General features: G+C 60.1%; 25 protein-coding genes, 1 tRNA gene and 1 pseudogene. 14 read left to right on the top strand and 13 right to left on the bottom strand.

The window, feature by feature from the left end:
* Positions 1–16: 16 nt before the first annotated feature.
* Positions 17–289: pseudogene (gene fabI, locus JFV30_RS02980) on the bottom strand (enoyl-ACP reductase FabI); the annotation flags it as partial.
* A 164-nt stretch (positions 290–453) separates the two neighbouring features.
* Here fabI and JFV30_RS02975 point away from each other — a divergent pair.
* Together JFV30_RS02975 and JFV30_RS02970 are read left to right on the top strand one after the other, a co-directional pair.
* On the top strand, positions 454–1,005 hold the full coding sequence (locus JFV30_RS02975; protein WP_169387092.1) for a hypothetical protein: 552 nt from the start codon (positions 454–456) through the stop codon (positions 1,003–1,005).
* A gap of 34 nt (positions 1,006–1,039) precedes the next feature.
* On the top strand, positions 1,040–1,651 hold the full coding sequence (locus JFV30_RS02970; protein ID WP_201121819.1) for a hypothetical protein: 612 nt from the start codon (positions 1,040–1,042) through the stop codon (positions 1,649–1,651).
* A 5-nt stretch (positions 1,652–1,656) separates the two neighbouring features.
* Here the strand turns inward: JFV30_RS02970 and rimJ are convergent, their stop codons facing one another.
* The 3 genes from rimJ to JFV30_RS02955 all read right to left on the bottom strand — a co-directional run bounded on the left by rimJ (position 1,657) and on the right by JFV30_RS02955 (position 2,946).
* Entirely contained in the window at positions 1,657–2,211 is a 555-nt protein-coding gene (gene rimJ, locus JFV30_RS02965) for a ribosomal protein S5-alanine N-acetyltransferase (RefSeq protein ID WP_201121817.1), read from the bottom strand.
* A gap of 84 nt (positions 2,212–2,295) precedes the next feature.
* A tRNA-Met gene (locus tag JFV30_RS02960) sits at positions 2,296–2,372 on the bottom strand.
* Positions 2,373–2,625: 253 nt separating this feature from the next.
* Positions 2,626–2,946, bottom strand: a complete 321-nt coding sequence (locus JFV30_RS02955; RefSeq protein ID WP_010177056.1) for a DUF6124 family protein — start codon at positions 2,944–2,946, stop codon at positions 2,626–2,628.
* Between the two features lie 426 nt (positions 2,947–3,372).
* Between JFV30_RS02955 and JFV30_RS02950 the strand changes: the two genes are divergently transcribed.
* A complete protein-coding gene (locus tag JFV30_RS02950) occupies positions 3,373–4,590 on the top strand; it encodes an MFS transporter (RefSeq protein WP_169387095.1) in 1,218 nt (405 codons plus the stop codon).
* 108 nt (positions 4,591–4,698) lie between these two features.
* Here the strand turns inward: JFV30_RS02950 and JFV30_RS02945 are convergent, their stop codons facing one another.
* Complete coding sequence (locus JFV30_RS02945) at positions 4,699–5,250, bottom strand: RNA polymerase sigma factor (RefSeq protein WP_201121815.1); 552 nt, start codon at positions 5,248–5,250, stop codon at positions 4,699–4,701.
* A 269-nt stretch (positions 5,251–5,519) separates the two neighbouring features.
* Here JFV30_RS02945 and sctW point away from each other — a divergent pair, with 269 nt between their 5' ends.
* The 11 genes from sctW (at position 5,520) to sctU (ending at position 15,734) form a co-directional block, all read left to right on the top strand.
* Positions 5,520–6,608 (top strand): type III secretion system gatekeeper subunit SctW, encoded by a 1,089-nt coding sequence (gene sctW / locus JFV30_RS02940; protein WP_201121978.1) that lies wholly within the window; start codon positions 5,520–5,522, stop codon positions 6,606–6,608.
* The gene (gene sctV, locus JFV30_RS02935) at positions 6,605–8,701 is read left to right on the top strand and encodes a type III secretion system export apparatus subunit SctV (protein WP_201121813.1); all 2,097 of its coding nucleotides are present in this window, start codon (positions 6,605–6,607) and stop codon (positions 8,699–8,701) included. The genes sctW and sctV overlap by 4 nt, the downstream gene beginning before the upstream one ends.
* A gap of 84 nt (positions 8,702–8,785) precedes the next feature.
* Entirely contained in the window at positions 8,786–9,685 is a 900-nt protein-coding gene (locus JFV30_RS02930; protein ID WP_201121811.1) for an FHA domain-containing protein, read from the top strand.
* Entirely contained in the window at positions 9,682–11,040 is a 1,359-nt protein-coding gene (locus JFV30_RS02925; RefSeq protein WP_201121809.1) for a FliI/YscN family ATPase, read from the top strand. Before JFV30_RS02930 ends, JFV30_RS02925 begins: the two co-directional genes overlap by 4 nt.
* Positions 11,027–11,455, top strand: a complete 429-nt coding sequence (sctO, locus tag JFV30_RS02920) for a type III secretion system stalk subunit SctO (protein WP_201121807.1) — start codon at positions 11,027–11,029, stop codon at positions 11,453–11,455. Before JFV30_RS02925 ends, sctO begins: the two co-directional genes overlap by 14 nt.
* A complete protein-coding gene (locus tag JFV30_RS02915; protein ID WP_201121805.1) occupies positions 11,452–11,910 on the top strand; it encodes a type III secretion system HrpP C-terminal domain-containing protein in 459 nt (152 codons plus the stop codon). The genes sctO and JFV30_RS02915 overlap by 4 nt, the downstream gene beginning before the upstream one ends.
* Positions 11,907–12,920, top strand: a complete 1,014-nt coding sequence (locus JFV30_RS02910) for a FliM/FliN family flagellar motor switch protein (protein ID WP_201121803.1) — start codon at positions 11,907–11,909, stop codon at positions 12,918–12,920. The genes JFV30_RS02915 and JFV30_RS02910 overlap by 4 nt, the downstream gene beginning before the upstream one ends.
* Positions 12,917–13,570, top strand: a complete 654-nt coding sequence (sctR, locus tag JFV30_RS02905; protein ID WP_201121801.1) for a type III secretion system export apparatus subunit SctR — start codon at positions 12,917–12,919, stop codon at positions 13,568–13,570. Before JFV30_RS02910 ends, sctR begins: the two co-directional genes overlap by 4 nt.
* Before the next feature lie 7 nt (positions 13,571–13,577).
* Positions 13,578–13,841 (top strand): type III secretion system export apparatus subunit SctS, encoded by a 264-nt coding sequence (sctS, locus tag JFV30_RS02900; RefSeq protein WP_010177045.1) that lies wholly within the window; start codon positions 13,578–13,580, stop codon positions 13,839–13,841.
* A gap of 10 nt (positions 13,842–13,851) precedes the next feature.
* On the top strand, positions 13,852–14,640 hold the full coding sequence (sctT, locus tag JFV30_RS02895; RefSeq protein WP_201121798.1) for a type III secretion system export apparatus subunit SctT: 789 nt from the start codon (positions 13,852–13,854) through the stop codon (positions 14,638–14,640).
* Entirely contained in the window at positions 14,637–15,734 is a 1,098-nt protein-coding gene (gene sctU, locus JFV30_RS02890) for a type III secretion system export apparatus subunit SctU (RefSeq protein WP_201121796.1), read from the top strand. Before sctT ends, sctU begins: the two co-directional genes overlap by 4 nt.
* Positions 15,735–15,737: 3 nt before the next feature.
* Here sctU and JFV30_RS02885 read toward each other — a convergent pair whose 3' ends face one another.
* From JFV30_RS02885 to sctJ, 8 genes are all read right to left on the bottom strand, one after another.
* Entirely contained in the window at positions 15,738–16,097 is a 360-nt protein-coding gene (locus tag JFV30_RS02885; RefSeq protein ID WP_201121794.1) for a transcriptional regulator, read from the bottom strand.
* Positions 16,098–16,102: 5 nt separating this feature from the next.
* Positions 16,103–16,306, bottom strand: a complete 204-nt coding sequence (gene hrpT / locus JFV30_RS02880; RefSeq protein ID WP_201121792.1) for an HrpT family type III secretion system protein — start codon at positions 16,304–16,306, stop codon at positions 16,103–16,105.
* On the bottom strand, positions 16,303–18,444 hold the full coding sequence (gene sctC / locus JFV30_RS02875; protein WP_201121790.1) for a type III secretion system outer membrane ring subunit SctC: 2,142 nt from the start codon (positions 18,442–18,444) through the stop codon (positions 16,303–16,305). The genes hrpT and sctC overlap by 4 nt, the downstream gene beginning before the upstream one ends.
* A 14-nt stretch (positions 18,445–18,458) precedes the next feature.
* Entirely contained in the window at positions 18,459–18,869 is a 411-nt protein-coding gene (locus JFV30_RS02870) for a type III secretion protein (RefSeq protein WP_342215021.1), read from the bottom strand.
* Entirely contained in the window at positions 18,853–19,071 is a 219-nt protein-coding gene (locus JFV30_RS02865; RefSeq protein WP_201121788.1) for a hypothetical protein, read from the bottom strand. Before JFV30_RS02865 ends, JFV30_RS02870 begins: the two co-directional genes overlap by 17 nt.
* A 61-nt stretch (positions 19,072–19,132) precedes the next feature.
* Positions 19,133–19,726, bottom strand: coding sequence for a type III secretion system stator protein SctL (gene sctL / locus JFV30_RS02860; protein WP_201121786.1), 594 nt, complete (start codon positions 19,724–19,726; stop codon positions 19,133–19,135).
* An 11-nt stretch (positions 19,727–19,737) separates the two neighbouring features.
* The gene (locus JFV30_RS02855) at positions 19,738–20,286 is read right to left on the bottom strand and encodes a type III secretion protein (protein WP_201121784.1); all 549 of its coding nucleotides are present in this window, start codon (positions 20,284–20,286) and stop codon (positions 19,738–19,740) included.
* A 13-nt stretch (positions 20,287–20,299) separates the two neighbouring features.
* Positions 20,300–21,100, bottom strand: a complete 801-nt coding sequence (gene sctJ, locus JFV30_RS02850) for a type III secretion system inner membrane ring lipoprotein SctJ (protein WP_201121782.1) — start codon at positions 21,098–21,100, stop codon at positions 20,300–20,302.
* Positions 21,101–21,102 lie beyond the last annotated feature (2 nt).

Here is a 21,102-nt window from a genome sequence, read left to right as displayed (position 1 = left end):
TGTTGCGGTCTGAAGATCACTCGTCGAGATTGCCCATGGCGGTGGTATTAAAACCGCCGTCCACGTAAATGATTTCCCCACTGATGCCCGACGCCAGGTCCGAGCACAGGAAGGCGCCCGCGTTGCCGACCTCCTCAATGGTGACGTTACGCCGCAACGGCGTTTGCGCCTCGTTGGCCGCCAGCATCTTGCGGAAATTCTTGATGCCGGAAGCGGCGAGGGTGCGAATCGGCCCGGCAGACACCGCGTTAACCCACGTACCTTCAGGGCCCAGGGAACCGGCGAGAAAACCCATGTGTAGCTCCTTTTTTCAGGTTGTTCGGCAGTAGTGGAATTTCGGCGGCGGGGGAATATTGCGAGGCACATGGGCGGGAAGCGATACTTTGCGGGGTGATGGCATTAAGCTATCCAGCACTTAACCTTCATGGCATTTAACAGAGTCTGAATTTATCTATGGGTCGCTCCTTTGCTTGGGTCCTTGCGTTGTGTCTGGTGGCTGTTTTTGGAGCGGGGTGTTCTTCTCATAAAGGCCCGCCCCCGGCCAAACCCAAGCCGGTCGTACTGACGGCAGACGACCACCATGCGAAAGTCATTTTCAGAATGCTCAGCACTGAATCACAGGTGCATTTCAGCGTTGGCCCGGCGGGAAACCTGAGCAGCGTGGGGAATGTTTACAATGATGCCCAAGAGCAACAAATGCCGGCGTTTGCCCGCGGGTTGTACAAGGGGCTGGCCCACGGGCTCTATCAGGTCCGGCCGTTCCGGGAGACGCTGGTGCCGGCGGATCAGGTGACCGTGGTAGAGGGCGTTGCGAACTGGCGCAATGATCGCGGCACGTCCTATACCCTGGAAAAGTGCGGACCGTTATCCCGCAGCTTCCTGCCGAAGGCTAACAAAACCTATCTGGTGGAGTTTGATTTGCAGGGCTTCTCGGTGTGCAGCGAGAAGATTTATGACGTGACAGTGGAAGGGCAAAAGGACCTGGTTTTACCGGTAGAGATTTAATGGATTGCCACGCCTCATCTTTTTTGGAGTTTTCATGCGTACTTTACCGCTGGTTTTCGTCGTTGCCGCACTGCTGTTGAGCGGCTGCAGCATCCCCTACCAAACCCCTGAAGCCCGCGCGCAGATACAGCAGGACCTGGGCGTTTCCGGCAGTGACATCATCGACATCTCCTACACCAACTTCTGCAAACTGCAGTATGGCGACGAGGCGATCTGCCATGCCGAGCAAGGCATAGCGGTACTGACCCGCAAAGGGCTGATCCTGAGCAAGTACCAAAGCAGCCGGTACGTGCCGGCCTACACCCTGAAAACCGCCGAAGTGCTGTGCGGCCATACCGCCACTTCCCGGGAAGCGGCGGAAGCGCTGAACATGTTCACGGCGGACTCCAACTTCGTGTTGCTGCCGCTGAATGCCGACAAGCAATGGAACGGCACGATGCACCGGGAGATGGTGGATTATTTGCTGGCTGATGGTCAGCCGTTGTTGATCGGTGCCGGCGCGAAAGCAGTCAGGCCGAGCGGCAAGAAGAAGTACGGCGGAGGGATGATCCCGGGGACAAAGATTCCGTACTTCACGGAGTTTGAGTATTCGGAGTTGGTGAATCCTTGTCCGGGTGCACCAAGTGATGCCGCCCACAGCGACTGAGTGGTTTAAATATCGTCGGGGTTGATCAGGGCGGTCAGTACATGGTCCGCCCAAACCCCGTTGATCCTGAGATACGCCCGCGCTTCACCCTCCCGCTCAAACCCCAGCCGCGCCAGCAGGCGCGCGCTGCGCTGATTCTCCGGGCGGTAGTTGGCCATGATTCGGTGCAGTTGCATTGCGTCGAACACATGGGCAATCGCCGTCGTCAGCGCTTCCTGCATCAGGCCCTGGCCTTGGGCGGACTCGCTCAGCGCATAACCCAGGTGACAGGCCTGGAACGCACCGCGTACGACATTGCTGAAGTTGCAGGCGCCGATGATGTTGCCGTGGCTGAATATCAGCAGGTGCAACGCTTCACCGCTGGCGGTTTTGTCGGCCAGGGTTTCGAGGCGTTCGGTGATGGCGGCCAGTTCGAAAAAGGCGTCATCACGCGACGGTTCCCAAGGCTTGAGGAAATCGCGGTTTTGCAGCAGGTACGCTTGCAGGGCACGTGCGTGGGAAGGGTGGGCGGGGAGCAGTAAAAGCCGGTCGGTGTGGATGCCGGTGGCGGGGAATGTCATGCGTCACCTCCATGTGGTGGGGCAGTGTACTTTTCTTCAGGCATAAAAAAACGGCCTACCTTTCGGTAAGCCGTTTTTAGTACTTGGTGGCTACACAGGGACTTGAACCCCGGACCCCAGCATTATGAATGCTATGCTCTAACCAACTGAGCTATGTAGCCAAGTGGCGCGCATTATTCGCGGAGAACGGGAATGCGTCAAGCGCTTTTTTTGAAAATTTATCTACGCTATCAACTGTTTAACGGGAAACACCGGGTTTGGTGACGAGTGGTTGGGGTTTGCGCAGGTCCCGGCCTCACAAAAATCTTCTGTAGGAGCTGGCTTGCCGGCGATACAGGCACCTCGGTGTATCCCTGATACCGAGGTGATGCTATCGCCGGCAAGCCAGCTCCCACATTTGTTCGGTGTTGATCGTCAGGTTTTGCGCGGGTGCAGGCACTCTATCGAGCGGTCGACCATGGCCTTGGCGATTTCCAGCAGGTGCCACACGGCGAGGACTTTGGCACGCTCGGGGCTTTGCAGCTGTTCGCCGCAGTCGAGCGCGGTGGCCGAGGCGCTGTGCAGCAGGTCGGCGGTGTAGAGCAGCGAGTCTTCGAAGCTGATGTCGTCGCTGATGGCGTAGAAGTTCGTCGACGGTTGCGGCGGGTCGGTCGGCAAGTAGTGGTCGAGCGCTCGGTTGAAGGCGGCGCGGTCTTTGGCTTGGTCACGGGGTGGATCGGGGACGATCTTGAACATGGTGTAGCTCCTATTGACCTGAAGAAGCTGCCACCGTCGCTGCTAAACGAGAAGGGTGGCAGCTGTACGCGGGTTAGCAGACCAGTCAATAGGAAAACCGGCGCACCCGAAGGTGCCCCACGCACAGCCACCATAAACTGGGGCGTAAAGCGTGTGCCTATTGAGTTCAGGCTGCTAAACCCGATCGCTGAAACCAGCGACGGACCGAAGACTAGCCACCGACTCCCCCAGGCACAAGGCCGAAAGATTCTCTAGGAAACGTCCCGCAAATTAAAGGGATTCATCTTGCTGGCCCTTTACAAACCATGACCGCTGCATCGATTCATCTAGTCGTTAGCCTGCTAACGGGATAGCCTTCCTGCCCCCAAAAGTGGCACATTGTCGCACCTGCACCTGTGCATCCATCTGCTGTACGGAAAACCTCCCATGGCTCTGAGCAATTCCCAGCCCTCCGTGGCTACGACGCCTGCTGCCGGGCAAACCAGCCCGTTGGTGATGCGTGTGATCGGCGCGGTGGCGCTGGCGCATTTGATCAATGACTTGATCCAGTCGGTACTGCCTTCGATCTACCCGATGCTCAAGGCCAATTACGGCCTGACGTTCACCCAGGTCGGCCTGATCACCCTCACGTTCCAGCTCACCGCATCCTTGTTGCAGCCATGGGTGGGTTATTACACCGACCGCCATCCCAAGCCGTACCTGTTGCCCTGCGGGATGATCTGCACGCTGGTGGGCATCTTGATGATGTCCCAGGTGGGCAGCTTCCCGTTGATCCTGCTGGCGGCGGGGTTGATTGGTATCGGGTCGTCGACCTTCCACCCGGAAGCCTCCCGCGTGGCGCGTCTGGCGTCGGGCGGTCGTTATGGTCTGGCGCAGTCGACCTTCCAGGTGGGCGGTAACGCCGGCTCGGCCTTTGGCCCGTTGCTGGCGGCGGCGATCATCATTCCGTTCGGCCAGGGCAATGTGGCCTGGTTCGGCCTGTTCGCGGTGTTTGCGTTGTTTGTGCTGTATGCGATCAGCCGTTGGTACGCCAACCACTTGAACCTGTTCAAGCTCAAGCAAGGCCAGGCGGCCACTCATGGCCTGTCCAAGGGGCGGGTGCTGAGCGCGCTGGTGGTGCTGGGCCTGCTGGTGTTTTCCAAGTACTTCTACATGGCCAGCTTCACCAGTTACTTCACCTTCTACCTGATCGAGAAGTTCGACCTGTCGGTGGCCAGTTCCCAGCTGCATCTGTTCCTGTTCCTGGGCGCGGTGGCGGCGGGGACGTTCTTTGGCGGGCCGATTGGCGACAAGATCGGCCGTAAGGCGGTGATCTGGTTCTCGATCCTCGGCGTTGCACCGTTCACCCTGATCTTGCCCCATGTGGACCTGTTCTGGACCAGCATCCTGAGTGTGGTGATCGGCTTTATCCTGGCCTCGGCATTCTCGGCGATTGTGGTGTACGCGCAGGAGCTGGTGCCGGGCAATGTGGGGATGATCGCCGGGGTGTTCTTCGGTTTGATGTTTGGTTTTGGCGGGATTGGTGCGGCGCTGCTGGGGCACCTGGCAGACATCCACGGTATCGAGTACGTGTACACGTTGTGCTCGTTCCTGCCGCTGTTCGGGGTGTTGGCGATTCTGTTGCCGCGTACCAAAAAGGCCTGACTTCAAGCCAATCGAGTCGGGCAGGTATCCTTGCTGCCCAACGCTTGCATCAAACGGGTAAATCAGTTGCTCCTGCAAAGGGTATCGGCGTTGTGTCGGTGCCCCGATTTACGGCTGTAGCGGGTTGTAGGTGGCCCGCTTCAGTTGTTCGCGCGCCCGGGACAACCGTGAGCGCACGGTGCCAATGGGGATGTCCATGGCGTCGGCGGTGTCCTGGTAACTGCCGTCGGTCTCCAGCGAGGCGTAGAGGGTTTTGCGCATTTCCACCGGCAAATGCGTGATCGCCCGCAGGGTTCTTTCGAGCTTGCGGTTGACCTCGAACTGCCAGTCCAGGTTGTTGTTGTCTTCCTGCCCATGCCACAGGGCTTCATCGAACTCGCAATGCACGGGTTTGGCGTACAGGCGCCGAAAGTGATTGCGAATCAGGTTCTGGGCAATTCCGCACATCCAGGTGCTGAGTGTGGCCTGGCCGCTGAAGCGGTCCCGGTTGCGCCAGGCTTCCAGGTACGTCAGCTGCAGAATATCGTCTGCATCTTCCGGGTTGAGCACGCGTTTATGAATGAATCGTCGGAGTTTCTTGTGGTGGTCTTCCGACAGGTTCTGGATGGAGCGGTGCGGGTCAGGTGTAAGGTGAACTAAAACATCGATAGGAATATCCATGATTTTCTCCTCAGGGTAGACGGTCGAAATGATTTCGACGGGAACCCTGTTAGCACTGCCTGTGCCAAACGAAAAAAACTCATAAGTCGTTGATAATGTTAGGTAAATATCTTGTTTCAGTGCCTTTTTGTGCAAGTGTTTGCACAAAGCATCGCGGGTTTGCGCCGATCTTTTCATAGGCCCCGGTATCGCCGATAAAGATGGAACCGTAACGGGGTTGCTTGCCACACACGGATACGAAACTTCCTGTGCTGGCATTTCTCATGAACATGAACGTCAATTCCCCCGTTGAAGCACAAAAGCCCCAGCGCCTGGATACGCCTGCGAACGTCGATGTGAGGCCACGCTCCCAGGCGTCCGGCACGACGGGCGTCGACGACCTTGCGGCGCTGTTTAGCCAGGAGGTCGAACTCAACAGTATGGGCTTGGGCCGGCGCCAGTTGGGGACGCGCGTGACGCCTGTGGAGCAGTTGACCCAGCTCTATGAGCAGCTGGGCCATCCGGCACAGGCGACACTGGCGACCATCGCCCGCAACGTCAGGGTTCAACTGTTGCTCAAGCCCAGCGTCGACAAGCTGCTGGACCTGACAGGAAACGACCCGGCCCGTACCTTTGTTGTGCTCAAGCAGGTGGCCGCGCAGGCGCAAGCGCAAGCGCGCACTAACGAGGCGGCTCTGGCCAACGACGCGCTTGCCCGGCTGGAGATCCGCTTCAAGCCACAAATCCAGGCGGGCTTGAACATCGCGCTGGCGTTGCAGGCGAGCATGGATGACCCTCACTTGCGGCAGGCGGTACGCAGTGTGTATTACGCCAGCGTGGTCGCCCGGCAATCGCTGGCCAGCATGATGAATGCGTTGTTGGGGTTATTCGGTGGCAATGAATTTGGCCACGGGTTGAAGTTGATGCGCCGGGCCCTGGCTGACGACATTGCGGCGCATAGCCCTTCGCTGCCTACTGCGCAGTTGCGCACCTTGCTGATGGGGCTGCGCAGTTGCGGCCAGTTGGGCAGTGTCTTGTCGAGTTGCCAGGGGTTGATTGCTCGAATGGCCGCTGTGCATCCGGGCATTGATCGGGACGCCGTCGCGCTGCTGCAGCGTTTATTGGGGTACGTGAGCACGGGCATCGCGCCTGCCGAGATTCAGCGCCTGGCCAGTGAGTTGGGTGGCGCGGCGCTATCCGACCAGTTGGTGTCGCTCAATAGCCTCTATCCCGTGTTCGGGAGCCTGCCCCTGGCCCTGTGGCGCGACAGCAAGGGGCGCCAGGAAGCCCTGCTGGGTTTTATGGTGGTGATGGATGAGTACGCGCTCAGTGAGCGAGGTTTCCGGCACGTCGGTGCGTGGCCGAGCAACCATCCATGAGTGCATTGCGGGCAATCAACACGGTGCTGCTCAAGGTTGCACAACGCGCCGAGGTGCTGGGTGCGGTCGTGATCATGGGCATTGTGTTCATCTTTATCGTGCCGTTGCCGACCTGGCTGGTCGATATCCTGATTGCCGTCAACATTTGCATTTCGTGCCTGTTGATCGTGCTGGCGCTGTACCTGCCTGGGCCGCTGGCGTTTTCCTCGTTTCCGTCGATCCTGCTGTTGACCACCATGTTTCGCCTGGCGTTGTCGATTGCGACCACACGCCTGATCCTGCTGGAGCAGGACGCCGGCGACATTGTGGAGGCCTTCGGCAACTTCGTGGTGGGCGGTAACCTGGCGGTGGGGTTGGTGATCTTCATGATCCTGACCATCGTCAACTTCCTGGTGATTACCAAGGGCTCGGAGCGTGTGGCCGAAGTGGCGGCGCGCTTCAGCCTGGATGCGATGCCCGGCAAGCAAATGTCCATCGACAGTGATTTGCGCGCCGGCCTGATCGATGGCGAGCAAGCCCGGGATAAACGCGAGCAGTTGTCCCGCGAGAGCCAGTTGTTCGGGGCAATGGACGGGGCGATGAAATTCGTCAAGGGCGACGCCGTTGCCGGGCTGATTATCGTGGTGATCAACTTGCTGGGCGGGTTCTCCACCGGCATGTTCCAGCATGGCATGAGTGCCGGCGATTCCATGGCGCTGTACTCCGTTTTGACCATCGGTGATGGCCTGATTGCGCAGATTCCTGCGCTGCTGATTTCCTTGACCGCCGGCATGATCATCACCCGTGTGGCGCCTTCCGGGCGTAACAAGGGCACCAACAACATGGGCGCAGAGATCGCCCGGCAAATGACCAGCGAACCCAAGAGCTGGATCATCGCCTCGGTCGGGATGCTCGCCTTTGCGGCGCTTCCCGGGATGCCGACGGTGGTGTTTATCCTCATCTCGCTGATCACCGGCTCCCTGGGTTACTTTCTGGTGCGTCAGCGCCAGAGGCGAGAGCAGCCGGAGCACGCGAACACCGACGTGGTCGCCCCACAAAACAATGGTGAGGAAGATCTGCGCGGCTTTGATCCGTCGCGGCCTTACCTGTTGCAGTACCCGGCCGCTTTGCACGGCAGTGCGCAGGTGGCGCAGATCACCCATGGCATTCGCCAGGCCCGCAATGGCCTGGTCACGCAAATTGGCCTGACGCTGCCGCCGTTTGAAGTCGAGTTCACGCCCGCGCTGGCCGATGATGAGTTCCGTTTTTGTGTGCATGAAGTGCCGATGATCAAGGCCACTCTGGGGGACCGGGTTGCGGTGGCCCACGACGCGCTCGCGACTGAACCTGAAGAGGGCACCAAGGGCCTGTCTGAGCGCGACGAACAAGACTGGGTATGGTTGGCGCCGGATGATCCATTGCTCAACGATGAGCAACTGGAGCGCTCCACGGCAGAGGGTTTGATCATCGAGCGCATGACCCGGGCGATGCTGCTGAGCGGGCCGCAGTTTCTCGGGATCCAGGAGAGCAAGTCGATTCTCAGCTGGCTTGAGTTCAACCAACCGGAGCTGGTGCAGGAGTTGCAACGCATCATGCCGCTTTCGCGTTTCTCGGCAGTGTTGCAGCGCCTGGCCAGCGAAGGTGTGCCACTGCGCGCCGTACGCCTGATCGTTGAGGCGCTGATCGAGTATGGCCAGCATGAGCGTGAGCCGGACGCGTTGGCCGACTATGCGCGCATCGCCCTCAAGTCGCAGATTTTCCACCAATACAGCGAAGCCGATGGCCTGCATGCCTGGTTGTTGTCGCCCCACAGCGAAAACGTGCTGCGCGATGCACTGCGCCAGACTCAGACCGGAGTGTTCTTTTCCCTCGACAACGACAGCAGTGCGGTACTGGTGAGCTTGCTCAAGCAGGCCTTCAGCGTGCGTGCCAAGAGCAAAAGTGTGCTGTTGGTCGCGCAAGACTTGCGTAGCCCCTTGCGCACATTGCTGCTGGAAGAGTTCAACCATGTGCCGGTGTTGTCGTTTGCCGAGTTGGGCAGTTCGTCCAAGGTCAAGGTGCTGGGACGGTTTGACCTGAGCCAGGACGATCTGCTGCGTGGGGCGGTGGCATGACCACTCTTTTGGCGATTGCCCGTTGGTTTGCATCGGAAGGTGCTGCGCGGGGCAGGCTGTCTCTTGCGGCAATGAGGCCTGACGATGTTTGAGCTACGCGTACTCGATGGCTTGCACCAGGGGGCGGCGTTGCCGTTGTTCGGCGAGCAGTGGAGCGTAGGTGCACACCCTGACGCCGACCTCGCGCTCTACGACCCGGGCATTGCCGAGCGCCATGTGCGGCTGCAGTGTGTCGAGCGGCGCTGGTCGGTGCAGGCCGAGGAAGGGGTGATACAGGATGCCGACGGGTTGATCCTGGCACAGATCGCTGACCTGGAATTCAACTCAACGTTTTCGATTGGCAACGTTCGGCTCTGCGTCTCCCGCACCGATCAGCCCTGGCCCCAGGCGCCGGCGCCTGTGCATCAAGCACCTGCGCCACCGAGTGAGGCGCCCGCCACGCTGGCGCTGTCGTCAATCTCGGGAACGCAACAGAAGCGGTTGATAAGCCTCGTGGTCGTGGTTGCCGTCATTGTCACGGCGCTGGGCATGTCCTCTTCGGGAGAGCGCGAGGCCCAGGCATCGCTGATGCCACCGATGACCCGGAAAAACGAGCTGGGCTCGCCTTACGACGTACGCCAGCAATTGCTGAAGATGCTCAATGAGCGCGAGTTGACCAACCGCATCAGCATTCAGTTGATCAATGGCCAGGTGCTGCTCGACGGCAATGGATCCCAGGACGACGTGGAGTTGGTATCGCGCATGCTCAGCCGGTTTGGCGAACAGTTTGATACCGCCGTTCCGGTAATGAGCCGGGTCAAGGTCCGCGACACAACGTTTCCTTTCAAGATTCTGCAGATCGTCGGCGGGCCCAACGGGCACGTGGTGCTGGAACAGGGGAACCGGCTGTTTGTCGGCGATGAAATGGACGGCTTGCGCCTGGTGCTGATCGATAACACCAAAGTAGTCTTCGAGGGTCAGCAACGCTTTGAGGTGCGCTGGTGACCCAGGACCTGCAGTCGCGTCTTGAAGCCTGGGAGCAGCGTCAGTCGCGTGCGCTGGCCAGCTTTGCACCGGTGGCGATGCGCGGCCGTGTCCAGCGCGTCAATGGAATGTTGCTGCAATGCCGGCTGCCCGAGGCCTGCATCGGCGATTTGTGCCAGGTCGAAAAATCCGCCGGCGAATATATGCTGGCCGAGATCATCGGTTTCGACCAGCAGGATGCCGTGCTCAGTGCCCTGGGCAATCTTGAAGGCGTGCGCGTGGGCGCCAGTGTGCAACGGCTGGGAGTACCCCACCGGGTACGGGTCAGCGATGAATTGCTGGGCCAGGTACTCGATGGCTTTGGGCGACCGATCGCGGGTGACGGCCCCAGCGCCTTTGTGGATGACGACACGCCGGAGGCGAGCACTGTGTTGTGCGAGGCGCCGCTGCCTACCGAACGCCCCCGGATCAACCGGGCCTTGTCCACCGGTGTGCGTTCGATCGATGGGCTGATCACGCTGGGTGAAGGGCAGCGTGTCGGCCTGTTCGCCGGTGCCGGCTGTGGCAAGACCACCTTGTTGGCGGAGATCGCGCGTAACGTCGAGTGTGATGTGATCGTGTTCGGGCTGATTGGCGAGCGTGGCCGTGAGCTGCGTGAGTTTCTTGACCACGAGCTGGATGATCAACTGCGGGCCAAGGCGGTGCTGGTGTGTGCAACCTCCGATCGCTCAAGCATGGAGCGCGCCCGCGCGGCATTCACCGCGACCGCGCTGGCCGAAGGGTTCCGGCGCAAGGGCAAGCGGGTATTACTGCTGATTGACTCCTTGACCCGATTTGCCCGAGCCCAGCGTGAAATCGGCCTGGCCGCGGGCGAACCCCTGGGACGTGGCGGCTTGCCTCCGTCGGTCTACAGCCTGATGCCTCGCCTGGTGGAGCGGGCCGGCTTGACTCGCGACGGCGTGATCACCGCCATCTACACCGTGCTGATCGAGCAGGATTCGATGAATGACCCGGTGGCGGATGAAGTTCGCTCACTGCTCGATGGCCATATCGTGTTGTCCCGCAAGCTGGCCGAGCGTGGCCATTACCCGGCGGTTGACGTATTGGCCAGCCTTTCGCGAATCCTGAGCAACGTCGCTTCGCCCGAGCATATCCAGGCCGGTACCGCCTTGCGCCGTTTGTTGTCGGCCTACCAGCAGATCGAGCTGATGCTCAAGCTGGGTGAATACCAACCCGGCAGTGATGCCCTGACTGACCTGGCGGTGGACAGCCGTCAGGCGGTCGACGGGTTTCTGCGCCAGGACCTGCGGGAGCCCGCACCGATGGCGATGACCCTGGACCAACTGATGGAGTTGACCACCAATGTCCCTTTCTGAAATCGATACGTTGCGGCGTTTGCGCAAGCATCGGGCCGATCGGGCCGAGCGCGCGTTGAGTGCTGCCAAAAGGCAACAGCAAGCGCTGCTGGTGCAAATCCGGCAGGCAGCAGAGGCCCTGGAACAAACCCGGCTGGACGAAGCCCGCAAGTCCGCCGAGCTTTTGGGCAAGCATCAAGGCCAGGTGATCTCGTTCGGCGACATCAAATCCTGGAATACCGAGGAGCGCACGTTGTCTGCCGACACCCGCCGCGAAGAAGGACAGTTACACGACCTGCACGGACAGCGCGACGAGCAGTTGACCCACATCGACAGCGCGCAGAAGCACGTTACTCAGTGTTTGCGTGAGGTTGAAAAACTCCAGGAGTTATCCCTTTTGTTGGTACAGGAAGACACGGCGCAGGAAGAAATATGACGCAGGTTCCAGTGAGCAGGCCTGAGCGTGCGCCTTTGCGTGAGCCCCGGGATGAACGTGAACCAGGCCCCGGGACGTCTGTGCCCTGGCAGCAGGGACTGTTATTTACCCAGCTGTTTACCAGTGACCATGAGGGCGGTGGCTACGGCTCCTCCCCGACGTCGATGTCGGCGTCGACCGAGGCGCTGATGATTGAGGCAATGGCCGAGCAGTTGGCGCCGCGCATACAAGGCGCCATGCAGTGGCCGCTGCAGGCGGTGCTTTACCTGCCGCGCCTGGGGCGGATCAACGCCAGCGTGCGACGTGAACAGGGTGTGTGGAACGTTGAGCTGGACGCGGAGGAAGAGCGCACTGCGCGTTGGCTGGGGGATGTGTGTCAACGCCTTGAAGACGGGCTGGCCAACGTGTTGGCGAAGCCGGTCCAGGTACAACGGGTACATGTGGCGCCCACATGATTTTGCAGATTTTAACGTTGCCCATTGTCAGCGGCGCCAATGTTGCGGCGCGGCGCCGGTTGGGTCGTGGCTTGCGCATGCCGTTTCAGGTGGCGGGGCACAACGGTGAGTTGTTGATGGAGCCGGGCCGTGCCCCCGCGGGCGTGACACCGCTGTTTTTCGAGAGTGCCTGCGGGGTGTTGGCTTTCGCCGAACCAGGGCCGCTGTTCAGCCTGCTGGGAGAGTGCCCGGTGACGCTGGCAGAGGCCGGCAACGATCCGGGCTCGTGGTTCTGGGACTTATTCCAGCACCACCTGAGCCCGCAGGTACGCGGTTTGTTTGGCTTCCTGCGGTTACTGCCGGCCCCCAGGAAACTGAACTTCGGCTGTCGTTTCACCGTGACGTTGGGACCGTCCAGGGTTGTGGGTTACCTGTGGCTGACCCCTGAGAGCTTGCTGGCACTGTGCGAGACCGGTCCCTGGCATCCCATAGCGGAGCCTTTGCCGGCTTCGTTCCAGTTGGCAGTGGCGGTGACCCTGGGGCGCTTGAAGTTGCCCATCACGCAGTTGCGCGGCGTACGGGCCGGTGACGTGGTGATGCTTGAGCAGCCCCTTTTCGATAGGCAGGGCAATGGTTACTTGCACATCGGCAAGCGTCGGCTGCAGGTGCGTATTGACGATGATTCCGGGCCGTTGTGCCTGACGCTTATTTCGATCGAGGAAACGTCCGTGGACGAGGATTTTGCAATACCGCAATACCCGGAGCATGAGTTGGATGAGCCGGTAGTGGATGTCTTCGGCCATGAGCCTTTCGACGAGTTGAGCATGGCGTTGAATGTGCGCTGCGGCACCCTGAGCCTGACCTTGGGCGAGCTGCGCAACCTGGCCCCCGGCGCGGTGCTTGGCATCTCCGGTTACGCCCCCGGCATGGCAGGGCTTTACTACGGCGACCGGCCGATTGGCCAGGGGCAGTTGGTGGAAGTGGACGGGCGCCTGGGGCTGCAGTTGTCACGTGTGATTTTCGCCCGATGACGCTCCAGGGGGTCGACCCTCTTGTGCTGGCGATGTTTCTCGGCGCCTTGTCGTTGATGCCGATGCTGTTGATCATCTGTACGGCTTTTTTGAAGATCGTCATCGTGCTGATGATTACCCGCAACGCCATCGGCGTGCAGCAGGTGCCGCCGAGCATGGCCATCAATGGAATCGCGCTGGCCGCGACGCTGTTTATCATGGCGCCGGTGGGGTACGAGATCGCCCAGAACGTCAAGGCAACGCCGGTGGACATGAGTAACGTCCAGACGCTTTTGGACACCGGGCTTGGGGCCATACAGCCGTTGCGCGTGTTCATGCTGCGCAACACCGACGCGGACGTGTTGACCCACCTGCTGGAAAACAGCGCACGCATTTGGCCGCCTGAAATGGCCCAAAGCACCCAGCGTGAAGACCTGATCCTGTTGATCCCGGCGTTTGTGTTGTCGCAATTGCAGGCGGGGTTCGAGATCGGCTTCCTGATCTACATTCCGTTCATCGTCATCGACCTGATCGTGTCCAACCTGCTGTTGGCCCTGGGGATGCAAATGGTCTCGCCCATGACCATTTCACTGCCGCTCAAACTGCTGTTGTTCGTGATGGTTTCCGGGTGGTCGCGGTTGCTCGACAGCCTGTTCCTTTCCTACCTCTGAGTGACCTATGGAACCGATCGTGCTGTTCAAGCAGGGCATGCTGCTGGTGGTGGTGCTGTCGGCACCACCGCTGATCGTGGCGGTGATCGTCGGCGTGCTGACCTCCCTGGTGCAGGCCCTGATGCAGATACAGGACCAGACGCTGCCCTTTGGCATCAAGCTGGTCGCGGTGGGCATCACGCTGGTATTGACCGGCCGCTGGATCGGCCTGGAGTTGATCCAGTTGATCAACCTGATGTTCGACATGATCGCCCGCTCGGCATTGAACTGAGGGACTGCGCGTGCTGCTCTATCTAGAATATTTGCCGAGCCTGCTGGTGGCCATGGCGCGCATTTATCCTGTCGCGATTCTGGTGCCGGCGTTTTGTTTCCAGCACATAAAAGGCATGCTTCGGCACGTCATCGTGATGGTCATGGCGTTGATCCCGGCGCCTGGTATCCATGCTGTACTGGCAGGCCAGGATTACTCCGCGCTGATGATCAGCGGGTTGGTCCTCAAGGAGGCGGCCCTGGGCTTTTTACTAGGGATCTTGCTGGCGATGCCGTTCTGGATGATCGAGTCGGTGGGGGCGCTGCTGGATAACCAGCGCGGCGCGTTGGCGGGTGGCCAGCTCAACCCGTCGCTGGGCCCGGACGCCACGCCCATCGGCCATCTGTTCAAGCAGTTGGTGATTTACCTGCTGATCGCGGTCCTGGGGTTGAGCGTGTTGACCCAGGTGATCTGGGACAGCTACCTGATCTGGCCGGCGACCGCCTGGGTGCCGCTGCCGGCGGTCAATGGCTTCAGTGTTTTCCTCGGCGTGTTGGGCGACACCTTTACCCACATGATGCTGTACGCCGCGCCGTTTATCGCGGTGCTGCTGTTTCTGGAATTCGGCTTCGCGGTGTTGGGCCTGTACAGCCCGCAGTTGCAAGTCTCGACCCTGGCAACGCCGGTCAAGAGCCTCGCCGGGCTGGGAATACTGCTGCTGTACTTTCCACTGTTGCAGGATTTGATCGTCACCCGCATGGCACAGTTGGCAGACCTCAAACACGCCATTGGCCTGATGTTTCAGGGCGCTGCACCATGAGTGATTCGGGGGAGAAAAAACACGCCGCCACCCCCAAGAAACTGAAGGATCAGCGCAAGAAAGGCCAGGTCGCCCAAAGCCAGGACGTCGGCAAGTTATTGGTGCTGACCGCCTTGAGTGAAATCGCCCTGTTCACCGCTGAAACCAGCCTGCAGCGTCTCCAGCAATTGATGATGCTGGCGATGTCGGGCATTGACCGGCCCTTTGTGCGTGCCCTGGAGGAAGTGCTGTTGGAGGGCCTGGTGATGTTTTTCTCGTTCGCCCTGTTGATGGCGGGAGTAGCCATTGCGGTGAAGCTGATCAGCGGTTGGTTGCAGTTCGGGTTCCTGTTCGCGCCGGAAAGCTTGAAGCCGAACTTTAGCCGTCTCAACCCTCTCAGCCAGATCAAGCAGATGTTTTCCGCACAGTCGGTGATGAACCTGTTGATGGGGCTGGGCAAGGCGCTGCTGCTGACCCTGGTGTTGTATGTGGTGATCGGGCCGTCGTTGGCGGCGTTGATCAACCTGGCCACCAGCGACCTGCAGAGCTATATCCTGGCGCTGATCACCTTGTTCCGGCATTTGCTGCACGCCACCCTTGGGTTGCTGCTGGTGCTTGCGCTGATCGACATGACGTTGCAAAAACACTTCTTCGCCAAGCGCATGCGCATGACCCAGGTGGAGGTGATGAAGGAATACAAGGACATGGAAGGCGACCCACACGTCAAGGGCCAGCGGCGTCAACTGGCTTATCAATTGGCCCAGGAAGAACCGAAGGTCAAGCTGCCCAAGCTTGAAGAGTCCGACATGTTGGTGGTTAACCCCACGCACTTTGCCGTCGCGCTTTACTATCGCCCCGGGAAAACGCCGTTGCCGCTGTTGGTGGACAAGGGCACGGATGCCGAGGCGCGCAAACTGATTGAGCGGGCCAAGGCGGCCGACGTACCGGTCATCCAGTGCGTGTGGCTGGCGCGCCTGTTGTATGAGAAGAAGCTCGGGGCGAACATCCCTCGGGAGGCGTTACAGGCGGTGGCCGTCATCTACCGCACCCTGCGTGAGCTTGACGATGAGGCCAAGCGCGACACCCTGCACTTGCCGGAGCTGGAGCAGCGCTAGGTGTCAGCGGGTGCGGTGTCCATCCAGCGCTTCCAGCCTGGCCAGGGACAGCATCCGGCTGACGGCGCCATTGAGTGCGCCGCTCGCCGGTAGCGCGTGCCAGATTACCAGCGCGGCCTTGGCATCCAGATAGATAAAACAACCGTCGAATGCCAGCGCATGCTCAAAACGGCGTTCGAGCACTTGCTGCAACTGCCCGGCCTGCAGCGCCTCGGGGGTTATCTGCAACGCCAGCCCCCGCTGTGTACCGGACTTGATGGGGAGCAGGGTAATACCCGGAGACAGGAGCAGGTGAGCGTCATCGCCGCTCACCAGGTTGTCCAGGAACACCTGGCGATGTTGATCATCGTCGGGCAATCCCATGGGGTTCACCGTTCCAGGGACACGGTCTGATAATCCGATCGCTCACCCGCAGGGCCGGGCTCGATGCGCATCTGCGGCGGCCACCAGACCACCATCTTCTCCGCGCTCGATTGCGGGCGTGAGCAGGAGTCGCCCTTGCACGTTGGCGTGCAACCGACGATAAGCAGGGCCAGGCCAATCAAGGTGACGCAGGACAGTCGATGTTTCATTGGGCGTTATTCCGGGCAGGCGTGAGCAGGGAGGGGCGGGGCACACCGATGTGTTCATCTTTGGTGACGGGACGCATGGCGATGAATACTTCGGCCTCTTCACCCGGTTTGAGCCAGGCACGCGGCCAGACGCTCACTGCCAGGGTCTGGGAGTTGCTGCATTCCTTTTCATCAATGCGCACGCTGCGATTGAACTGGTTGCGCAGCACCACCACGGCGACGTTGAACTGCGGGCCGGCATACCACTGGCTGCGCTCGGTATTGAGTGCCAACAGGTCCCGGGTGGCGCACAGAGTGCCCAGCCCCAGTGGCATCGGCGCCGCCTTGAAAGCGGTGGGCACTTGCCCGCTGACGAGGTGAGCCAGGGTGCTGGTGATATCACTGCGCTTGATCACCGGCTGATGCTCGGCGTAGCGCCGGGCCAGGGGCTTGAGAGCCGCCTGAAGTTCGGCCTGGTCTTCCTGTGGCAAGTAACGCGAAGGGTCGGCCTGATCACCGATGACGCGCGGTGTCAGGATAAACAGGCGTTCGCGGCGGTTGTTCTGGCGTTCGGTGGAGGAGAACAGCGCCTTGCCCACCAGAGGGATGTCCCCCAGCAACGGCACCTTGTTTTGCTTGTCGGTGCTTTCAGTGACATGGAAGCCTCCGACCACCAGCGAGCGCTTTTCTGCCATCACTGCCTGGGTGCTGACCTTGCCCCGACGTACATCGGGCCCGGTGCGCTCGGGGTTGGACTCGTCGAAATTACCGTCCTCGATATCCACTACCAGATGGATCTGGTGCTGGCCGCGGGTGGTGATCACCCGGGGCACCACCTGGAAGCTGGTACCCACCGTGATGGGCAAGATGGTGGCGGCCTCTGTGCCGGCGGTAAGGTATTGGGTGCGGTTGAAGTCGATCACGGCCGGCTGGTTTTCAAGAGTGAGCACGGACGGGTTGGACACCATGGTCGCCAGGCCCCGTTGTTCCAGTGCCCGGATATCGGCATAGAAACGGTCGCGGTTTTCGATCGACAGCTGCGATGACGTACCGGGTGCCATGTTCACGCCGCCACGGAAGCGGCTGTTTTGAAAGCCCCAGTTGACGCCGAATTCACGCAATTGAGTGCGCTCGATATCGAGGATGATTGCGTCGATTTCCACCAGTTTGCGCGCCACGTCGAGTTGGGCGATCAACTCGCGGTACATCGCCTGGCGTTCCGGCAGGTCGTAGATCAGGATGGCGTTGTTACGCACATCGGCTTCGACGCGGATCCTGCTGGAGTTGGCAGGCGCGCGCGGGGTGAGCGCCACGCCGCTGTCCAACTGCCCAAGGTTTGCGGTCGGGCCGAGCATTTGCCCCAGCATCGGGTTGCCCAGCCGTGGAAAAGCCGGCGTGATGGGCGAGGGTTGTGAAGCTGACCCAGGGCGCTGGCTCAGCGTCGAGAGGGCCGAGGGGGTGCGAGGTTCCAGCAAGCCCCGCAGCATGCTCGCGACGCCGGGGATGGTCAGCTTTTCGCCGCGATAATCAATCTGGCGGTCTGCCGCATTGGCGAATTTCAGCGGGTAAGTGAGAACGCTCTGCTTTTCGTCGGGGGATTTTCGCTGGCTGCTGAATTGCCTGACCTGTTCGATATAGCGCTTGGGCCCCGAGATCAGCACGACGCCGTCTTCAGGTAACTCCCCCCAGCCGAAACGACTGTCGAGCAGGCCGATATCGGTCAATGCCTGCTTCAGGTCGGTGATGGTTTCGGACGAAACCTCCAGGCGCGCAGACTCTTGTTGGTCCAGGGTACTGATGTACAGGGTGTTGTTGTACAGGTACCACTGGAACCGGTGCTCTACGCCGAGCCTGTCGAGCAACGATTGCGGGGTATTGGCGCGTATCTTGCCATTGACATTGCCTTCCAGGAGGCCATCGATTTGCAGTTGGGTGCCGAAGGTCTGGGCGAAGTCCTCCAGTACATCCCGCAGGGGCTTATGCTCTGCCTCATAGGCGTAGGCGGTGTTTTTCCATTCGTTGGGGACGGCAGCCAGGGTGCTTTCCACGGGGGCCAACAGGCAGGTCAGTGCGATCAGGTAGCGCCAGTCGGCGCGTTTTGATGGAACACCAGGCAAGTCAATCTGCAAGCCGGTGCGCTTGTGGGTCTTGTTATACATTGAGGGTTCTCTGATTAGTACGACAGCGAACGTAGTGAGGTGGGTTTGAGGTTTTGGGCAGGCTGCGCAAGGCGGGCGAACAGGGAGCGCCATGTGTCACGCTGGTTGAGCAGGGATTCAATGCAACCCAGCACGGAGTCCAAACCCTGCGAATCCTGAACGCTTTGAATCAGCCATAACGCACCGCTGTCAGGCTTTTGGGAAAGCGCGCCCTGGAAATGATTCAGGCTGGCGGCGCCCAGGCGCATCCAGTTTTGCAAGGTCGTGTTATCTGGCCGGCTTGAGGTCAGTTGAGCCCCGAGCAACAACGCGTCTCCCTGATGTTTCAGCATGAGTTCATCATCGCCTTCAAACAGCGAGAGCTGTTCTTTACGGCTGTTCAGCCAGTGACTGACGAGCTCCTGCATTTTATTGAAAGCTGTCAAAGGTACTTTTGAGCAGCATATGCTCAACGCGGTTATGTTCCAGGTACGCCATCTGGGACACGGTGCTCTTTACCGCCAGTTCATAGAATAATTCTGCGTCTGCCCCCTCTTGCGCAGCCACCCCGGAACTTGATTTAAAAAGCTTATGGGAGGTACTGCTGGTTCTTAAAAGTTCGCGCGACAGATCATTGAAAAGGCTCATGGGCGTTCCTTTGTCATGGGTGGTTGTGCATGGATAAATCAATTTTTTCAGGCGTGTGTCGTCAAGCGCTTATCCGGTGCTCTTGGGCCTGATTGAAAAAAAGCTCGAGCATCGAGTGCCAACTGATACGGAAATCCCCCTCGTCGGTTTTCAACACAAGTGTTTGAGGGGGAATCGTCTCGTCGGCGTGAAGCTTCCAGATCGTGGCCTTGCGATCAGCGAGACACTGTTTTATCTCCTCAAGGTCATGAGGGTGGCAGAGCAGCGACGCATCGATCTCCTGGACCTGGTTCGCCAGTAATTGCCTCAACAGGGCGGCCAGCCTTTGCGGAGCTACCGTTGCGTCAAGCAGGGAGCGAATCGCCTGGTTGGTGATTGATGTTGCGTACTGCTCCAGGCTGTCGCACATGGCTTGGCGATCACGTTCCCATCGCTTGAATTGGGCATCCGCGCGCTGCCAGACTTCCAGCGAGGCCTGCTCCAGCAGCGCTTCGCATTTCTTCTCTGTCTGGGCTATCAGTTCATCGGCCTGCGCATTGGCGCGACTGATGAGCTGGCTGGCTTGCTCCCAGGTCGCGAGTTCCTCTCGGGGGATCAGGCTGCGTGGCAACCCAGGTTTGTCCTTGAGCAACTCAATGGTGTACTGACATAGCATCGTTGTGTTCCTTACCCGTTCGAGTCAGGGGGCATAGGGTCGTTTTCCGGTGTCGTCACACGCCAGACGACGGCTTGCCATAGCATGTTCAGTCGGCTGCTGGCGTTCTCGAGTGAGGCATTGTTCTGCTCAACCTTGTGTACGCGCTCACGGGGGAACCGTAGTCGAAGGCGCTGCCAGGTCTCGGGCCCTGTCCAGCTGTGGAGCAGTTGCAACGGATCCGCACCAGGCGACAGCATGGCGGGGGGCAGAGCCTTGGAAAGACGCGTGCACCACAGGTGCTGACTGTCGCTCAAAGGCGCTGTGGCGTCAGGGTTGAACGTGTCGTGAACCAGTGTCAGCGCCAGGTCGAGCTGTTCCGTCGTGGCCAAAACCAGGCGAAGCACGGTGGGATCCGGTGCTGGCGGCAAGCAGGCTGCAATCCCCGTGAGGTCGTCCGGTGCTGACCGACCGATGCGATACAGCGCGTTAATCGCAGGGTACTTGCCATCCTTCCAGCCCTGGAGGGCGTGCTTCCAGGGAAATGCCCACCATTGAGCCCAGGCCAGATGTTCGCTCAAGGGCTGATCAGGTCTAAGCGTCATGAGTGGGGCCGGCCAATTCGGCTGTCACGGGCGCCCCTCGCACAAGACGCTGGCGCCTGTTGTGTAGAAACAGGGCGCCAATCACGGTCAACATCAAGGCGAGCAGGGAAATGATAAGGCTGCCTCGCCAAAACCCGAGATCATCGCCGGGGACCAGAAAAGGGCCGAAATACACCAGCCGTTGCGGATCCTGGTAAGCGGTGGCAGGCACGAATATCACGGTCAGTTTTTGCGGGTTGTCCACCGCGGTGGTCATGCCCGGAATGCTGCTCGCGACCATCCTGCGAACCCGTGCGCGAATGTTGTCGGGATCCAGGCGCGGATCATGTTTGATGAATACGGATGCGGATGCGGGTTGGACAGGCTCTCCCGGTGCTATGCGTTCGGGCAGTACCACGTGCACTCGGGCTACGATGACGCCGTCAATGTTGGACAGTGTGGCCTCAAGCTCCTGGGACAAGGCATAGATGTAGCGTGCCCGCTCTTCCAGCGGAGTTGAAATAACCCCCTCCTTGCGAAACGTATCGCCCAGTGTGGTCCGCGCCACTCTGGGTAGCCCGGCGGCTTCCAGTGTGCGCACCGCGCGCCCGATATCGATAGCGTTAACCGCTACGACGACACCGTCTTTGGCCGGAATCTTCTGGGCACGAATATGCTTGTCCGCCAACTCCGCGATCACTTCATTGGCCTCTTGCTCAGAGAGCTGGCGATGAAGTTCAACGCGGTCGCCGCAACCGGTCAACATAAATGCCACCGTCAGAAGTAAAGCGACAGGCAGGGATCGGGTCATGT

The organism is Pseudomonas sp. TH32 (assembly GCF_016650855.1).
Taxonomy (GTDB): Bacteria; Pseudomonadota; Gammaproteobacteria; order Pseudomonadales; family Pseudomonadaceae; genus Aquipseudomonas.
Note: the sequence above shows the minus strand (reverse complement) of the source record. Positions and strands in the feature narration are given on the sequence as shown.

Bases quoted from the DNA above. Each gene is read 5' to 3' on its own strand.
- JFV30_RS02975 (WP_169387092.1), top strand. From the start codon at position 454: ATGGGTCGCTCCTTTGCTTGGGTCCTTGCGTTGTGTCTGGTGGCTGTT.
- JFV30_RS02970 (WP_201121819.1), top strand. From the start codon at position 1,040: ATGCGTACTTTACCGCTGGTTTTCGTCGTTGCCGCACTGCTGTTGAGC.
- rimJ (WP_201121817.1), bottom strand. From the start codon at position 2,211: ATGACATTCCCCGCCACCGGCATCCACACCGACCGGCTTTTACTGCTC.
- JFV30_RS02955 (WP_010177056.1), bottom strand. From the start codon at position 2,946: ATGTTCAAGATCGTCCCCGATCCACCCCGTGACCAAGCCAAAGACCGC.
- JFV30_RS02950 (WP_169387095.1), top strand. From the start codon at position 3,373: ATGGCTCTGAGCAATTCCCAGCCCTCCGTGGCTACGACGCCTGCTGCC.
- JFV30_RS02945 (WP_201121815.1), bottom strand. From the start codon at position 5,250: ATGGATATTCCTATCGATGTTTTAGTTCACCTTACACCTGACCCGCAC.
- sctW (WP_201121978.1), top strand. From the start codon at position 5,520: ATGAACGTCAATTCCCCCGTTGAAGCACAAAAGCCCCAGCGCCTGGAT.
- sctV (WP_201121813.1), top strand. From the start codon at position 6,605: ATGAGTGCATTGCGGGCAATCAACACGGTGCTGCTCAAGGTTGCACAA.
- JFV30_RS02930 (WP_201121811.1), top strand. From the start codon at position 8,786: ATGTTTGAGCTACGCGTACTCGATGGCTTGCACCAGGGGGCGGCGTTG.
- sctO (WP_201121807.1), top strand. From the start codon at position 11,027: ATGTCCCTTTCTGAAATCGATACGTTGCGGCGTTTGCGCAAGCATCGG.
- JFV30_RS02915 (WP_201121805.1), top strand. From the start codon at position 11,452: ATGACGCAGGTTCCAGTGAGCAGGCCTGAGCGTGCGCCTTTGCGTGAG.
- JFV30_RS02910 (WP_201121803.1), top strand. From the start codon at position 11,907: ATGATTTTGCAGATTTTAACGTTGCCCATTGTCAGCGGCGCCAATGTT.
- sctR (WP_201121801.1), top strand. From the start codon at position 12,917: ATGACGCTCCAGGGGGTCGACCCTCTTGTGCTGGCGATGTTTCTCGGC.
- sctS (WP_010177045.1), top strand. From the start codon at position 13,578: ATGGAACCGATCGTGCTGTTCAAGCAGGGCATGCTGCTGGTGGTGGTG.
- sctU (WP_201121796.1), top strand. From the start codon at position 14,637: ATGAGTGATTCGGGGGAGAAAAAACACGCCGCCACCCCCAAGAAACTG.
- JFV30_RS02885 (WP_201121794.1), bottom strand. From the start codon at position 16,097: ATGGGATTGCCCGACGATGATCAACATCGCCAGGTGTTCCTGGACAAC.
- hrpT (WP_201121792.1), bottom strand. From the start codon at position 16,306: ATGAAACATCGACTGTCCTGCGTCACCTTGATTGGCCTGGCCCTGCTT.
- sctC (WP_201121790.1), bottom strand. From the start codon at position 18,444: ATGTATAACAAGACCCACAAGCGCACCGGCTTGCAGATTGACTTGCCT.
- JFV30_RS02865 (WP_201121788.1), bottom strand. From the start codon at position 19,071: ATGAGCCTTTTCAATGATCTGTCGCGCGAACTTTTAAGAACCAGCAGT.
- sctL (WP_201121786.1), bottom strand. From the start codon at position 19,726: ATGCTATGTCAGTACACCATTGAGTTGCTCAAGGACAAACCTGGGTTG.
- sctJ (WP_201121782.1), bottom strand. From the start codon at position 21,100: ATGACCCGATCCCTGCCTGTCGCTTTACTTCTGACGGTGGCATTTATG.